The organism is Ureibacillus thermosphaericus (assembly GCF_012396605.1).
Taxonomy (GTDB): domain Bacteria; phylum Bacillota; class Bacilli; order Bacillales_A; family Planococcaceae; genus Ureibacillus; species Ureibacillus thermosphaericus.
The window spans coordinates 1-13,654 of the sequence record NZ_JAAXPW010000006.1 but is presented as its reverse complement, the minus strand read 5'-3'; the positions used below and the strand labels follow the sequence as shown (position 1 = coordinate 13,654).

The window sequence follows — 13,654 nt, the reverse complement described above, 5'->3', positions numbered from 1 at the left end:
GGAGTGATATGTTATGGAAGAAATGAAAATGCTATTACCGTTAGACATTCAATTCTTTGCAGATGACACAATGCACGCAAAAGATGCGATTCACGGCGCGCAAGGAGAAGCATTTGTAACTATAAATGGGCAGCGCTACAAATTTGCAAACGTAATTAACCTTGAAGCTAGAATGGAAAAGACAAAAACACAAGTTCCAATTATGGGGCGTCCGGGAAAAGGAAATAAAGCTACTGGTTGGGAAGGAACAGGATCGGCTACATTCCATTACAATACATCCATTTTTAGAGAATTACTTTATCACTATCAAGAAACCGGGGAAGATATTTACTTTGACATTCAAGTGACAAACGAAGATCCATCAGCAGACGTAGGGCGACAAACTACTATCCTGAAAGATTGTAATATGGATGGTGGTATTGTCGCCTTAATTGATGCAGATGCTGAATATTTAGAAGATACGTTCGACTTTACATTCGAACGCTTCGAGTTCCCTGAAAAGTTCTCCATTTTAAATACAATGCAATCCTAATTTATAAAGCTCACTTCGGTGGGCTTTCTCTATTAAATAAAATTGAAAAGGGTGGAATGAATGAGTAATTTACAAGCTTTCTTTGCGCAAAATGTTGAAAAGGTCGAAATCGTTGAACGTGTGGTATCGAAACGATTCAAAGATGAAAACGGCAAGCCCATTCCTTGGAAGTTCGGAGCAATTACCTCAGATGTTGACACTGCAATTCGTCGTGAGTGCACGAAACGAGTGCCTGTTCCAGGAAGAAAAGGTGTGACAATGCCGGAAATCGACTTCGAGCTCTATTCATTAAAAACTACAGTAGCAACAATTAAATTCCCAGACTTGCACAATGCAGAGTTGCAAGACAGCTACGGCGTAAAAGGAGCAGAAGCGCTGCTTCAAAAAATGTTATTGCCTGCGGAGTTAACAGAAGTCAAAAAAATCGCTCAAGAGGTCAATGGCTTTGACGTTGACATGAACGAGTTAGTCGAAGAAGCAAAAAACTAATTTTAGACGGCGATAGCGATGCGAATATAGCGCACTACGCACTGCATAAGCTAAAGCTGTTGCCGTCGCAGTATTTGGCTTTGGATAGATATGAGAAAGCCTTCATTATCGCTTCTATTCAAGTGAAAATTGAAGCGGATAAGAAGGCGCAACAAGAGGTTAAAAAAGCTAGTAAAGGAAAACCGAGAAAAAGAAGGTAGAATCTCCTCCTAGTTTTCTATAATCTTAATTCTAGGAGGGATACTTATGTTTAAATATTTTCGAAGGAAGTTTGATTACAAAGAAGAAAAACCTTATGAAAACACAATTTCAAAATTGAATGAGAGTAAATATTGTGATGTAAATGAAGTAGAGTACGAATTTATAAAATTGTTATTTGAATTATTTAATCAACAAAATTTGAATGGTTACATCAAATTAAAACGTTTGAGTAATAGGGCTATTGATTTTTATTACAACGGATATCCCGTTGGTAAAATAAAATTAAATGGTCGAAAAACTTGGTTCACTTATATGGTTAATTTATATGAATTTGAAAAAATTACTGATTTAAAACAAGAAGATTTTAATCGTTTAATAAATCTCTGGATTCATTATATTAAAATGTGCAAATTCTAACAAAGAATAGATATATCCACTCCTGTTTTGTATATTTATGATATAAAGGAGTGATTACAATGTTGGCAACGATTTTTCTATTCATACTTATCATTTTTATCATTAGTTTTATAGTTTCATTAATTGTTCTGGTATTCAAAAAACGCATACCTTGTCCAGAATGTCAATTTAAATTAAAAGCAGTAACAGACTCTGTTAGATGTCCTAAATGTAAAACAAAACTATATAAGCAAAAAGATGGTTCGTATATTTCTCGTAATTAGCACTCGTTAATGAGTGCTTTTTATTATGCCTAAAAAGGCGGTGATAACAGATGGCGACTATTAAAACTAGCATCATGGTCCATGACATGATGTCGCAACAGTTTAGAGCAATGAACATGGCGATGGCGACAGTAATTGACAGTTTCCAAACATTACAGGATTTATCCGGAAAAGCTGTTGATGTGTCTGCATTAGAAGCGGCGCAAAGAGAATTGCAACAGGTTGAAGCTAATTTTAATCAGATTGAAAATGAAATTAGGCAAGCTGAAAACGCACAAGAGAAGTTGAATAGAGATATTCAAAAAGCGGATGATTTAGCAGGTAAATTATTAGGTACAATCAGCGGTGTTGTTGGAGCTTACTTTACTTTGCAAGGTTTATCTAACGCTATTCAGTTATCCGATGAAATGACAAATGTAAACGCGCGTTTAGATTTAATAAATGATAATTTACAAACAAGAGAAGAATTACAACAAATGATATTTGAAAGTGCGAAAAGAACATATTCACCATACCTACAAACCGCTGATCTTGTTGGTAAATTGGCTATGAATGCTAGTGATGCATTTGATAGCACAGCTGAAATTGTAGCATTTTCTGAGTTGTTGAATAAATCGTTTGCCAATGCTGGAACTAATGCGGAAGGAATAGCATCCGCTACACTTCAATTAACTCAAGCATTAGGTGCGGGGGCATTACGTGGAGAAGAGTTGAATGCAGTACTAGAGGCGGCTCCTAGTATTGTTCAAAATATCGAGAAATATTTAGGTATAACCCGTGCGGAATTAAGAGAGATGGCTTCGGATGGTAAGATAACAGCTGATATTATCAAAACATCAATGTTCGCAGCAGCTGATGATATTAACGAAAAATTTGAAAGCATGCCTTTAACATGGTCTCAGTTGTGGATTAACTTCCAAACCGATTCGTTAAGAGCTTTTCAACCTGTATTGCAGGAAATTAATAATTTAGCAAACAGTGAAAAAATTCGAAAATTTGTAGCTAAAGCAACTCAAGCGCTGTTCGTATTAGCAGATGTTGCATTATGGACGATTCAAGTATTATCTTCTATTGGTTCGTTTGTGTATGATCATTGGAATATTATTGGGCCAATTATACTAGGTGCAGCTGGTGCATTCGGTGTGCTTACTGCAGCGTTGATTGGAACGAGAGTAGCGACATTGCTTATGACAGCGGCTCAATGGGCTCTCAATGCAGCAATGGCAATGAACCCGATTTTCTGGATAATTGCAGCGCTTGTACTTCTTATTGGTTTATATTTTGCCGCTGTTAATGCTATAAACTACTTTACAGGGGCGAATTTAAGTGCTGTCGGTATAATTGTTGGAGCATTCGCGTTCATGTATTCTGTTTTCTACAACGTGATTGCTTATATGTTGAATTTGGTCGTTTCATTCGCTGAGTTTTGGATTAATATATGGCGTAATCCGGTTTACACAATAAAACGTTTCTTTGCGAATTTAGCAAACAGCGCAATCGACATGGCAACATCGATGATCGGCTCGTTCGACAGTGTGGCTACAAATCTTGCGAATATGTTTATTGCTGCAGCTAATAAAGCGATTGAGGGGATTAACTGGATTATTGGAGCACTAAATCAAATACCGGGGTTAGACATTGGTAAAGTCGGTAAATTTAGCGCAAGAACATCAATCAAAGCTGATTATAGCGGTTTAAAAAAGCGTATCAACGATTGGGTCGGAGATATGCCAGAAACGTATATCGAGCTTCCGAGACTTGAGTATATGTCTCCACTTGATAATGCACTGAAAGCACATGACTGGGGAGCGAATCTATTTAGTGGTTTTGATTTAGACATCCAAAATCAAGAGCGTTTCGACATGGAAAAATATATGAAAGACATCTTAAATTCGGTAAACGGCTTAGGTGATGCAATCGATGTAGGTAACGGATCCGCAAAAGATACAGCTGGCAATACAGGAAAGTTGGCGGATAGCGTGGACTTGTTAGAAGAAGATATGAAATACTTGAGAGATGCAGCGAACGCCGAAGCAATCAATCGCTATACAACAGGCAATATCACAATTGATATGAGCGGAATGCAGAATAACATCAACAGCGAACTAGATTTAGATGGAATCGTAGATAAATTAGTAGCCAAAACAGAAGAAGCGCTTGATTCATTGCCGGAAGGAGTGTAATGGGGAATGTATAACTTCTTCTTAGACGGGGTACAATTCCCCGTTGCACCGAAGGAACTCATTTTAAAAATCAACAACAAAAACGAAACTTTGACATTAATTGATGACGGTGAAGTCAATTTATTGAAAAAAGCGGGTCTTACCGAAATTGAATTCGAGATATTACTTCCTAACGTAAAATATCCATTCGCTGTTTATCCGAACGGGTATCAACCTGCATCGTACTACTTAAACAAACTTGAACAGTTAAAAGTCAATCAGAAACCATTCACTTTTATCGTCAACCGAATGAAACCGAACGGCCAGCTATTATTTGATACAAATATGCTTGTATCTTTAGAAGATTACGAGATTCAAGAAGATGCCGACAACGGTTTTGATATTATCGTACCCATTAGACTTAAACAATACAGGACTTGGGGAACGAAAGTTTTAAAAGTACAAAGTGCACCGCAAACGCAAGTTAAGTCTGTAAAAGTTGAAAAAAAACGTGATACAAGTACGAAATCAATTCCAAAAACGTATACGGTCAAACAAGGTGATACACTTTGGGCAATAGCGAAAAAAGAGCTTGGAGACGGTTCTAAATATGGAGAAATCGCAAAACTAAACAACTTACCGAATCCTAACCTTATTCGTGTTGGGCAGGTGTTAAAACTTGGCTAATGTTGAACTTATCATTCAGAATGGAAGCAAAATTCAACAATGTGTCGTTGAAGAAGGTGTTGTTTGGGAAACACAACGTCGTAAAGCACCAGGAAAATTAACATTTACAGTCTTGAAAGATGAGGCGTTAGGATTCCAAGAAGGTAATCCAGTTATTTTCAAATATAACGGAAACAAAATATTTTACGGTTTTGTGTTTACAAAAGAGCGTCAAAACAACGACAAAATTAAAGTGACTGCTTATGACCAGTTGCGGTACTTAAAAAACAAAGACACATATGTATTTACGAATAAATCAGCTGTGCAAATTTTAAAAACGATTGCAGCGGATTTTAAACTGAATTTCGGTAGTGCTGATGATACAAGGTATTACATTCCGACATTGACGGCCGACAACAAAGAACTGTTCGAGATTATTCAGATGGCACTCGATGAAACAACTGCCAGCACTGGTGAAGTATATGTGCTGTATGATGAGTTTGGGAAATTAATTTTAAATAATATAAAAGATATGCGATTGAATATTTTAATAGATGAAGAAACCGGAGAAAGCTTTAATTATACAACGAGCATTGACAATGAAACTTATAACAAAGTAAAACTCGTTTATGAAGACAAAAAGAACGGCAAACGAGAGATTTATATTGCTCAAGACACCAATAACATCAATAAATGGGGAGTATTGCAGTATTTTGAGACCATTCAAGAAAGTACGAATGGAAAACTAAAAGCTGACACATTGCTCAAACAATTTAATCGTAAATCTCGTAAACTCTCAGTAAATAAAGCGTTTGGGGATGTACGTGTACGTGGTGGCTCCGTTTTACCAGTCGCGTTATACCTTGGAGATATAACTGTTGCAAATTACATGGTTGTAGAAAATGTCAAACATACATTCGACGAATCGTCGCATTTAATGGATTTGCAATTGATTGGCGGTGAGTTTATTGCGTAATATTAACGATTTAGTGGTGTTAATTAAAAAAGCAGCAGTTGAAGCAGTAAACGCATCGGATCCTACAACAATCAGGTACGGTGAAGTAATAAGTACCAATCCGCTCCAAATCAGGATTGACCAAAAATTAATACTCGGTACCGCCCAACTAAAACTTACCCGGAATGTTACAGATTACGAAACCGAAATGAGTGTCAATGGTGGCGCAAAACAAACCTATAAAGTGTTTAATGCTCTAAAAATAGGTGAAAAAGTACTTCTCATTCGTATGCAAGGCGGACAGCAATATATCGTGGTAGATAGGGTGTGATAACGTGTTACCACAAGTGAATGATGATTTAATCAACGATTTCGAAGAGGTCATTGAACCATCTAAAACATTTTATATAGATTTTGAAAGAGGTCGCATGGTGAGCTTCGTGGATGGCCAAGAAGCTGTAAAACAAGCGATTTTTTTAATGCTCAATATTGAGCGATATGACCATCTAATATTTAGTTGGAATACCGGGGGGGAGTTTAAAGATTTGATTGGTAAACCCACTGCATATGTAGCAAGTGAAGTCCAACGTAGAATAACAGAATGTTTATTACAAGATGATCGTATTACAGATATTACTGATTTTGAAGTGACGACTAGTAAGAATAAAGTCCATGTAACTTGTACAGCACATACGATATTCGGTGAAGTTCAGTTGGAAAGAGAGGTGGAGTACTGATGGCAGAACCGATTAACTTAGACACAACTTACGAAGATTTAATGGCGCAGAAACTTGCGAAGTTTAGCGAAATGGACAAAAGGGAAACAAGTCCCCTTTACATTGCTACTGCAGCCAACAGCGCAGAAACAGCTCAAATGTTAGCAACTATTAAAAATAACATTGATTTAGTTTTCGCTGACACTGCTCCAAGAGAATATTTGATTAGACGGGCAGCGGAAAGAGGTTTATCACCACATCCAGCAACAAAAGCTAGGTTAAAAGGTGAATTTAACATCGACGTACCTATTGGCTCACGTTTTTCTGGTGACGATCTAAATTATGTAGTAGTTGAAAAAATCGGCTCAGGCGAATTTATTTTAGAATGTGAAACAGCGGGAAATGTAGGGAACCTGTATTTAGGCAACTTAATTCCAATTGATTATATTGACGGTTTAACTCACGCGGAACTAACAGAAGTATTGATACCAGGCGAGGACGAAGAGGACACTGAAGCCTTTCGGACTCGCTATTTTAATAGCTTTAAATCAGTAGTTTTTGGAGGGAATCGAGCTGATTACAAAGAAAGAGTAGGTGCTTTAAATGGTGTTGGCGGTGTTCGTGTGTATCGGGCTAAATATGGTCCTGGAACGGTTGGCTTAACAATTATTGATTCCCAATATAACAAACCATCTCAAGCGCTAATCGATACTGTACAAGAAGCTGTTGACCCACTTAGTATGCAAGGTGAAGGTGTTGGAATCGCGCCGATCGACCATATTGTAACGGTCTCGGCGGTTGAAGAAACACCAATTGATATAACTTTGAATATCACTTATCAAGATGGCTGGACTTGGGCTGATATTCAAGACGACGTTTACCGAGTGATTGATGAATACTTTAAAGAACTAGCAAAAGAATGGGCACAAGCGCAAACATACGAAGAAGATTACACTGGTTTGGTTGTTCGGATCTCTCAAATTGAAATCAGATTGCTTGGTGTAGATGGGGTACTCGATATTGCTAACACTCAATTAAATGGCGGAACATCAAACATTGAATTAGATAAAGAAACTATACCTGTTAGGGGCGTTGTGAATGGCTAGGGAAGTCGATATTTTAAGTTATTTTCCGTCAGTATTACATGAAATTAGGGAAATCATTGAAATCGCCAACGTTGAAAATCCGTCTCTTGAATCCGTTTGGCAAGCAATTGAGGACGCATTAAACAATCAATTTATCTTAACAGCTAACGAGGAAGGGTTGGCTCGTTATGAAAAAATGTTAGGCATTAAAGTTCCGGGTACTGATAGCGACGAAACTCGACGTTTTAGAGTGCTTACGAGGTACAACGAACAAGCACCATACACATATAAAGTCGTGAGAATGCTGCTTGACAGTCTTTTGGGTGAGGGGCGCTACGATTTCATTCGAGATACATCGAATAAAACCATTACTGTAAAACTTGAATTAACAGTAAAAGGACAATTCGATGCAGTCGTTGCAATGTTAGAGCGTGTTACACCACAAAACATAGTTCTAACAATCGAGCTTAGATATAACACACATCAAAAATTATCTCAATTTACTCACTCTCAATTAGCTAGCTTTACACACAAACAACTACGAGAGGATGTGTTAATTTAATGGCATCTGAAACAACGAATTACAAATTAGTTAAACCGGATCCGGAAGAATTTTATGATGTTGGAGTTCAAAATAGCAACTTAGATAAAATCGACACCGCTCTAAAAGAACTAGAAGATAGTAAAGCGAGTAATGTAAATTTGATATCTTTAGAACAAACAGTTAATGAACACTTGGCAGATTTTGCGGTAAATGTTAAAGATTTTGGTGCGGTTGGTGACGGTATAAATAACGATCAACCAGCAATTCAAGCAGCAATCGATTATGCACATGCTAACAAAAAGAATGTTTATATTCCAAACGGGAAGTATAGGCTAGAAGATACTATTAAAAGAAAAGGAAATGTAAGTTTATACGGAAAAAGCATGACAGAAACAGAGTTAATATTTGCCAATGTATCAGGTGGAGTTATTATTGATACTGTTAACGAATCTTTACACGGCGTTACAATTCAAGATGTAAAATTATCAAAAGAGAATAATGTAGCTGGCAATGTAATTGGGATACTCGGAGGAAGCACTTTAGAATTATACAATTCAGCTATAGGGACATTTAGAAATATTCAAATTGTTGGTCTTACGCACGGAATATCTGGTAACGGAGTACCAGATGGTGTAGGTATTTTTGATTGTTTATTTGAAAATATTGTCATTAGTAGTTGTTTTATCGGGCTAAGATTGCATGGCAGCGGTAATGTAGTAATTCATCCACGTATTGTTTTATGCGATACAGGTGTGACACTTGAATATTTAAATGGTGAAAGTTTTGCTGGTGTAAAATTTGTAAATGGAGTTTTTGTGCAAAATGGATATGACATTGGTATAACTAATGTTAACGGAATTAGACCATCGTCATTTAATGGAACATGGTTTGAACAAGCAGAGCATGGTATTATCAATATTCCATATGAAAATACAAAAATTATGAGTCTATCGTTCAATGATTGTATGTTAAATGTGAATAGCGAATTAGAATTGATGAATTTTTATAATGCTTTAGGTGTTATTAAAATTGATAATTGTACGATTTTCCAAACAAATAACTCATCTACAAATATTGTTAATCCAGCATCAAAAGATTGTAGGTTAAAAGTAGCAAATACTATTAAAATATTAAATAATGGTGATAGAAGTTTTTTAAATTACTATATTGGTGACGAGTGGAAACAGTTAGACTTGGTAAATGGATGGGTTCATGTAAACGAAAATAGTTTAACAAAATATTTCAAGACAGATGATAACATTGTACACCTACAAATTGCTATGAAAGATGGAACACCAAATGGGGATACAGTTATTGGTACATTACCTATTGGGTATAGACCAAAACAATCAATTAGATTTACTGTTTTAGATGTTACAAACGGTGTTTTGCGTCATTTATACATTACTAATACAGGCAATATAGGTATTCAATCAATACCGAGTATTCAAGATTTGACAGGTGTTTGGGTGGGATATGTGACATTTAAAGCGGATTTATAATTGAACAATCGTCTCAAAGTGTGACGTAAAATACGATTTTTAAAACAGCAAATATTTATTATAAGTAAACTCTTCCCTTTGCCTCCTGTATTTGCTAATATCTAGTCAAAGGGAGGAATAGCTATGGTAAAAGCTAAAGTTTTAGCTAAATACTTAGTGAAAGCTTACGAAGAATTTACTGATAGCTCTTTTGATAACAGCGAACTTAGGTTACACAAGTTGATGTATTTTGCACAAAGAGAGTCATTAGCTGTCTTTGGGGAGCCTATTATTGATGAAGATTTCGAAGGTTGGGTCCACGGACCTGTTCTTCCTGAATTAAGGTCATTTTTTAAAGAGCAAAACCAAGATGATTATGACGATTCACAAATAGGGGAAAGAGAAAAATACATTGTCGCTAATATTTTGGATCAATATGCAAAGTATGCCCCTTGGACATTGCGTGATTTGACTCACAAGGAAATTTCTTGGAAGAGAAGTCGCGCGGGGTTAAGCGAGGATGAGCCAGGAAATGTTAAAATACCGATTGATGATATTATGCTAGATGCGCAAAAAGTTAGATTATATGATCATGTCTGGGGTATGTATTTAGATGAATTTGAAGACGAACCAGAGTACGCAACATTTAATAACTAACGCGCAAGAATTAATCGGTAAAATGTGCGACTCTCGCTACGCTTACTTTGACCCAAGAACACAGTCTTACAAATATAAATTACGACCTGTATTAATTATAGGTGTTGAAAAAGAAAAATTACCTTGTGATATTACAGTTTTCCCTATCTCAAAAGTTAGTAAACAAGAAAATATTAATAAAGAATATGATTACCCAATAACTCAAGAAAATCATAAAAAAATTAAATTGAAGTATGACCCTTCTTATGTAAGGATCCATAAAATATCAACTATTCACTCAAATGATTTATCGTTTGACTATACTAATTATAATCTTAGCGAGGAGTATCCAGAAACGATGTCTGAGATACTAAAAAAATATAGGGATTTTACATCATCAATAACAGGTTAAATTTCAAGAAAGCACTCTCACCCGAGGGTGCTTTTTTATTGCATCCAGTACGAGAAATACACCGTGCCGAGCGGTGTTATTTTGTGTAAGTAGGTGAGTTTATGACAGTTGAATTAGGATTAATATTAACCATTTTATCGGTAGTCGTTGCGATATTAGGCTACCAATTAAATAAACAAAACCAAAAAATGAATCAATTGAAAGAAGTGAAAAGTGAGTCGCACCAAGATGCAAGATTACAAGCTCAATTAGAATATATCAGCAAGGGAGTAGATGATATTCGCATTGATTTAAAAGCTAATGAAAAGCAAATGGCAGTATTCAACGAACGGTTAACTCGTGTTGAGGAATCGTCAAAACAAGCACATAAAAGAATCGATAAAATGGAGGTATTTATCAATGAAAATTAACTGGAAAGTACGTCTACAAAAGAAGTCGTTTTGGGTGTCATTAATCGCATTGTTATTAGTGTTAGCTAATCAAGTAGCTGAAATCTTCGGATATGACATTACTGTTTATAACGACCAAATCACAGCACTTTCTGAAACAATTCTCGGCATTCTAATATTGTTAGGAATCATCGTAGATCCAACAACACAAGGTTTATCTGACAGCGACAGAGCAATGACATACAAAAGGCCAGGTGAGCGATAATGAGTGTTACAACAACTTGTAGAGACATATCTGAATTGCTACCGGTCGCTCAAACAGCTTGTAGATTGCTATTTCAAGAGTGCTATAAAGCAGGGATTCGGGATATTTTTATTACCGAAACATACCGTAGTCAAGCTCGACAAAATTATCTATATCAACAAGGTCGTACTCGTCCAGGGTCAATAGTAACTTGGACACTTACTAGTCGTCATACAAGCAGACTAGCCTGGGATATTGCAGTAGCTCCGCCAAAATCACTCTATGATGTGAATACATTAAATAAAGTCGGCGCCATTGCTCGAAGACTGTGCATTACTTGGGGCGGGGATTGGCCAAACAATATCGACCGTCCACACTTCGAAGTAACTCCATCTTGGACGATGCCAAAGGGGTATAAATTAGAAGGTACGGTGATTGTGCCAACAACGAGCAAGTTAAAAGTGCAGCTGATTGTTGATGATAAAGAAACCGAAAAGGAGGAAACAAAAATGTGGGACCCAAAATCACCGACGATGTATACAGAAGCTGAAAAATTTATTGAACAAGCAGTTAAGGACGGTATCATCCAAAAACAGCACTTAGATGATCTGAAAAATAAACGAATGACGACAGACAGATTGCTTGGATTGTATATCACGATTCAGCAACGTAGAAATAAGTAATTGACTTTAGTTGAAGTATCAATAAAATAAATAGTAACCCTTAAGTTGGAATTTTATAGTCTAAAAAATGAAAACCGCCTTCCGTTTGGAGGGCGGTTTTATAATGATACTTTATTAATATTTGTTAATATAACTTATATATCATTTCTTTCTTAAATGTTATATACTTATAGTATTAAATAATAGACGGTGGTTGTAATGAAATACTATTTATTTTTAGATGATTCGGGACAATTACATAAAAACTATCCGCTAGGAAAGCACTTTGTTTACGGTGGCTTATTAATAAAAGAAAGCGAATATCATAGAATAAACCAAAATTACAAAAAGTTAGTTAAGAAAATCAAACAAGAGAAAGTAATAGAAGGGGAACTAAAAACCTCTCAAATGGATATTCCTACAAGACGTAGGTTATTAAAAAGGCTATCAAAATACCCTTGCGTTCAAGTTTTTGTGACAGTTGATGTTTCTAAATTAGTAAGAATAAATTTCAATAACAAAAAAGATGTTGTTAGATATAAAAATCACATTATTAGAAGATTGATAGAAAAATTAATCAACTTAAATAAAATACCCAAACAATGTGAATTAATTGAAGTGAATATAGATAATCAAAATATTGCACATTCCTCAATTGATTCACTGGAGGATCATTTATTTAATTATTTTAATGAGGATAATTACTATTATATACATAGGCAATATGATACAACGAGCTTTAAATCGGACTTTAAAGTAAACTATAGAGACTCTAAGAGTAATTATATGATACAAGCAGCAGATTTGTTAGCAAATACCGAATTCAATGCATTGGAAAAAGATCCTAGAATAAGAAATGTATACAAAAGCGGGTATGTTGTGTTAAGATTACCGTAAAAAGTTTCGTTTACGAATAAAAAGTTACGTAAAAGTGAATAAAATTTCTTTACACGCATATTATAATAGTGTATTATAAAGTTACAGCATACATGGTATGACTGTCAAACTCCTGGAACAGCTAATAGTTAGTAAGTGTACTGTAAGTACACCTGTCCAGTGAGGCATCCTGTTTTGGGATGTGAAATGCTTTATAATACACCCCTTCCCTTTCGGGAAGGGTTTTATTTTTGTAGAAGTACTACGCAAAATGCATCCAATTTTATTTAGAAAGTGAAGATATTTCCTCATTTTGAAAAGTAAATACTGAATAATCAATAAACAAAAAGCCACTCAACGAGTGACTTCAATAATAACGACATTCGGAAATTTTGAATCCGAATGTCTTGAATTTTCCTTGATATTACTGGATTTATAAACTTTTCGCAAGTCATACTAATATCCCTTTCAATACCCTACATACCTTCCTTTTTAGCAAAAAATAAAACCAGGTCGATGTTTGACCTGGTGTTACAACGATAATAAATAGTGAAATAATGAAATTTTTAGCCCGAAGTTTGCCCAAAAGTATATAAAATAGAATAAATATGAACAAACATTCTTGATGAGGATAATAAAGAAATTTTTGAGAAAGCCGATTTAATAATGTTTTATTAATTAATATAAATGTATAAAAATTTTTTAACAGCCTTCTAAGCCGTCGGTCGGGGGTTCGAATCCCTCCTGGGACGCTAGAAAAAAGCCTTACAGCTACAACGGTTGTAAGGTTTTTATTTTAGGTTCTTTGTCAAATGGTGTTGGTGAATAAATTTTAGTGACATTATTTGGTAATATGTAATGGGATGGCTTAGGGGAAATTCGAGGTTCCCCTAAGCTGTTTTTATTTTCGCTAAGTTTTGGGTA

Annotated in this window: 17 protein-coding genes; all 17 read left to right on the top strand. The window is 35.5% G+C overall.

All coding sequences use genetic code 11. The features are described from left to right. Nucleotides 1-13 precede the first annotated feature (13 nt). The 17 genes from HF990_RS03880 to HF990_RS03800 all read left to right on the top strand — a co-directional run bounded on the left by HF990_RS03880 (nt 14) and on the right by HF990_RS03800 (nt 12,751). Nucleotides 14-532: a phage tail tube protein gene (locus HF990_RS03880; RefSeq protein ID WP_168412014.1), complete on the top strand. Its 519-nt coding sequence runs from the start codon at nt 14-16 to the stop codon at nt 530-532. Nucleotides 533-592: 60 nt separating this feature from the next. Beyond that, entirely contained in the window at nt 593-1,021 is a 429-nt protein-coding gene (locus HF990_RS03875) for a phage tail assembly chaperone (RefSeq protein ID WP_168412013.1), read from the top strand. Nucleotides 1,022-1,267: 246 nt separating this feature from the next. Continuing rightward, on the top strand, nt 1,268-1,639 hold the full coding sequence (locus tag HF990_RS03870) for a hypothetical protein (protein ID WP_168412012.1): 372 nt from the start codon (nt 1,268-1,270) through the stop codon (nt 1,637-1,639). A gap of 313 nt (nt 1,640-1,952) precedes the next feature. After that, the gene (locus HF990_RS03865; RefSeq protein ID WP_168412011.1) at nt 1,953-4,085 is read left to right on the top strand and encodes a tape measure protein; all 2,133 of its coding nucleotides are present in this window, start codon (nt 1,953-1,955) and stop codon (nt 4,083-4,085) included. A gap of 6 nt (nt 4,086-4,091) precedes the next feature. Further along, entirely contained in the window at nt 4,092-4,751 is a 660-nt protein-coding gene (locus tag HF990_RS03860; RefSeq protein WP_168412010.1) for a LysM peptidoglycan-binding domain-containing protein, read from the top strand. Beyond that, nucleotides 4,744-5,706, top strand: coding sequence for an XkdQ/YqbQ family protein (locus HF990_RS03855; protein ID WP_168412009.1), 963 nt, complete (start codon nt 4,744-4,746; stop codon nt 5,704-5,706). The genes HF990_RS03860 and HF990_RS03855 overlap by 8 nt, the downstream gene beginning before the upstream one ends. Further along, complete coding sequence (locus tag HF990_RS03850) at nt 5,699-6,016, top strand: DUF2577 domain-containing protein (RefSeq protein WP_210730747.1); 318 nt, start codon at nt 5,699-5,701, stop codon at nt 6,014-6,016. The genes HF990_RS03855 and HF990_RS03850 overlap by 8 nt, the downstream gene beginning before the upstream one ends. Before the next feature lie 4 nt (nt 6,017-6,020). Next, a complete protein-coding gene (locus HF990_RS03845; protein WP_168412008.1) occupies nt 6,021-6,422 on the top strand; it encodes a DUF2634 domain-containing protein in 402 nt (133 codons plus the stop codon). Continuing rightward, nucleotides 6,422-7,507: a baseplate J/gp47 family protein gene (locus HF990_RS03840; RefSeq protein WP_168412007.1), complete on the top strand. Its 1,086-nt coding sequence runs from the start codon at nt 6,422-6,424 to the stop codon at nt 7,505-7,507. The genes HF990_RS03845 and HF990_RS03840 overlap by 1 nt, the downstream gene beginning before the upstream one ends. Next, nucleotides 7,500-8,048 carry a putative phage tail protein gene (locus HF990_RS03835; RefSeq protein ID WP_168412006.1) on the top strand — a complete coding sequence of 183 codons (549 nt, stop codon included), beginning with the start codon at nt 7,500-7,502 and terminating at the stop codon, nt 8,046-8,048. The genes HF990_RS03840 and HF990_RS03835 overlap by 8 nt, the downstream gene beginning before the upstream one ends. Then, on the top strand, nt 8,048-9,532 hold the full coding sequence (locus HF990_RS03830; RefSeq protein ID WP_168412005.1) for a glycosyl hydrolase family 28-related protein: 1,485 nt from the start codon (nt 8,048-8,050) through the stop codon (nt 9,530-9,532). The genes HF990_RS03835 and HF990_RS03830 overlap by 1 nt, the downstream gene beginning before the upstream one ends. Nucleotides 9,533-9,655: 123 nt before the next feature. Continuing rightward, nucleotides 9,656-10,168 (top strand): Panacea domain-containing protein, encoded by a 513-nt coding sequence (locus HF990_RS03825; protein ID WP_168412004.1) that lies wholly within the window; start codon nt 9,656-9,658, stop codon nt 10,166-10,168. Then, a complete protein-coding gene (locus tag HF990_RS03820) occupies nt 10,125-10,559 on the top strand; it encodes a type II toxin-antitoxin system PemK/MazF family toxin (RefSeq protein WP_168412003.1) in 435 nt (144 codons plus the stop codon). Before HF990_RS03825 ends, HF990_RS03820 begins: the two co-directional genes overlap by 44 nt. A gap of 101 nt (nt 10,560-10,660) precedes the next feature. Next, nucleotides 10,661-10,969 (top strand): hypothetical protein, encoded by a 309-nt coding sequence (locus tag HF990_RS03815; RefSeq protein WP_168412002.1) that lies wholly within the window; start codon nt 10,661-10,663, stop codon nt 10,967-10,969. Further along, complete coding sequence (locus HF990_RS03810; protein WP_168412001.1) at nt 10,959-11,213, top strand: phage holin; 255 nt, start codon at nt 10,959-10,961, stop codon at nt 11,211-11,213. Before HF990_RS03815 ends, HF990_RS03810 begins: the two co-directional genes overlap by 11 nt. After that, nucleotides 11,213-11,875, top strand: a complete 663-nt coding sequence (locus HF990_RS03805) for a M15 family metallopeptidase (protein WP_168412000.1) — start codon at nt 11,213-11,215, stop codon at nt 11,873-11,875. Before HF990_RS03810 ends, HF990_RS03805 begins: the two co-directional genes overlap by 1 nt. Nucleotides 11,876-12,073: 198 nt before the next feature. Beyond that, nucleotides 12,074-12,751 carry a DUF3800 domain-containing protein gene (locus HF990_RS03800; protein ID WP_168411999.1) on the top strand — a complete coding sequence of 226 codons (678 nt, stop codon included), beginning with the start codon at nt 12,074-12,076 and terminating at the stop codon, nt 12,749-12,751. Nucleotides 12,752-13,654 lie beyond the last annotated feature (903 nt).

Excerpts from the sequence above, each read along its gene's own strand:
- HF990_RS03840 (WP_168412007.1), top strand. The coding sequence starts at position 6,422 with ATGGCAGAACCGATTAACTTAGACACAACTTACGAAGATTTAATGGCG.
- HF990_RS03815 (WP_168412002.1), top strand. The coding sequence starts at position 10,661 with ATGACAGTTGAATTAGGATTAATATTAACCATTTTATCGGTAGTCGTT.
- HF990_RS03875 (WP_168412013.1), top strand. The coding sequence starts at position 593 with ATGAGTAATTTACAAGCTTTCTTTGCGCAAAATGTTGAAAAGGTCGAA.
- HF990_RS03820 (WP_168412003.1), top strand. The coding sequence starts at position 10,125 with ATGAATTTGAAGACGAACCAGAGTACGCAACATTTAATAACTAACGCG.
- HF990_RS03860 (WP_168412010.1), top strand. The coding sequence starts at position 4,092 with ATGTATAACTTCTTCTTAGACGGGGTACAATTCCCCGTTGCACCGAAG.
- HF990_RS03800 (WP_168411999.1), top strand. The coding sequence starts at position 12,074 with ATGAAATACTATTTATTTTTAGATGATTCGGGACAATTACATAAAAAC.
- HF990_RS03880 (WP_168412014.1), top strand. The coding sequence starts at position 14 with ATGGAAGAAATGAAAATGCTATTACCGTTAGACATTCAATTCTTTGCA.
- HF990_RS03870 (WP_168412012.1), top strand. The coding sequence starts at position 1,268 with ATGTTTAAATATTTTCGAAGGAAGTTTGATTACAAAGAAGAAAAACCT.
- HF990_RS03825 (WP_168412004.1), top strand. The coding sequence starts at position 9,656 with ATGGTAAAAGCTAAAGTTTTAGCTAAATACTTAGTGAAAGCTTACGAA.
- HF990_RS03830 (WP_168412005.1), top strand. The coding sequence starts at position 8,048 with ATGGCATCTGAAACAACGAATTACAAATTAGTTAAACCGGATCCGGAA.
- HF990_RS03810 (WP_168412001.1), top strand. The coding sequence starts at position 10,959 with ATGAAAATTAACTGGAAAGTACGTCTACAAAAGAAGTCGTTTTGGGTG.
- HF990_RS03865 (WP_168412011.1), top strand. The coding sequence starts at position 1,953 with ATGGCGACTATTAAAACTAGCATCATGGTCCATGACATGATGTCGCAA.
- HF990_RS03835 (WP_168412006.1), top strand. The coding sequence starts at position 7,500 with ATGGCTAGGGAAGTCGATATTTTAAGTTATTTTCCGTCAGTATTACAT.
- HF990_RS03805 (WP_168412000.1), top strand. The coding sequence starts at position 11,213 with ATGAGTGTTACAACAACTTGTAGAGACATATCTGAATTGCTACCGGTC.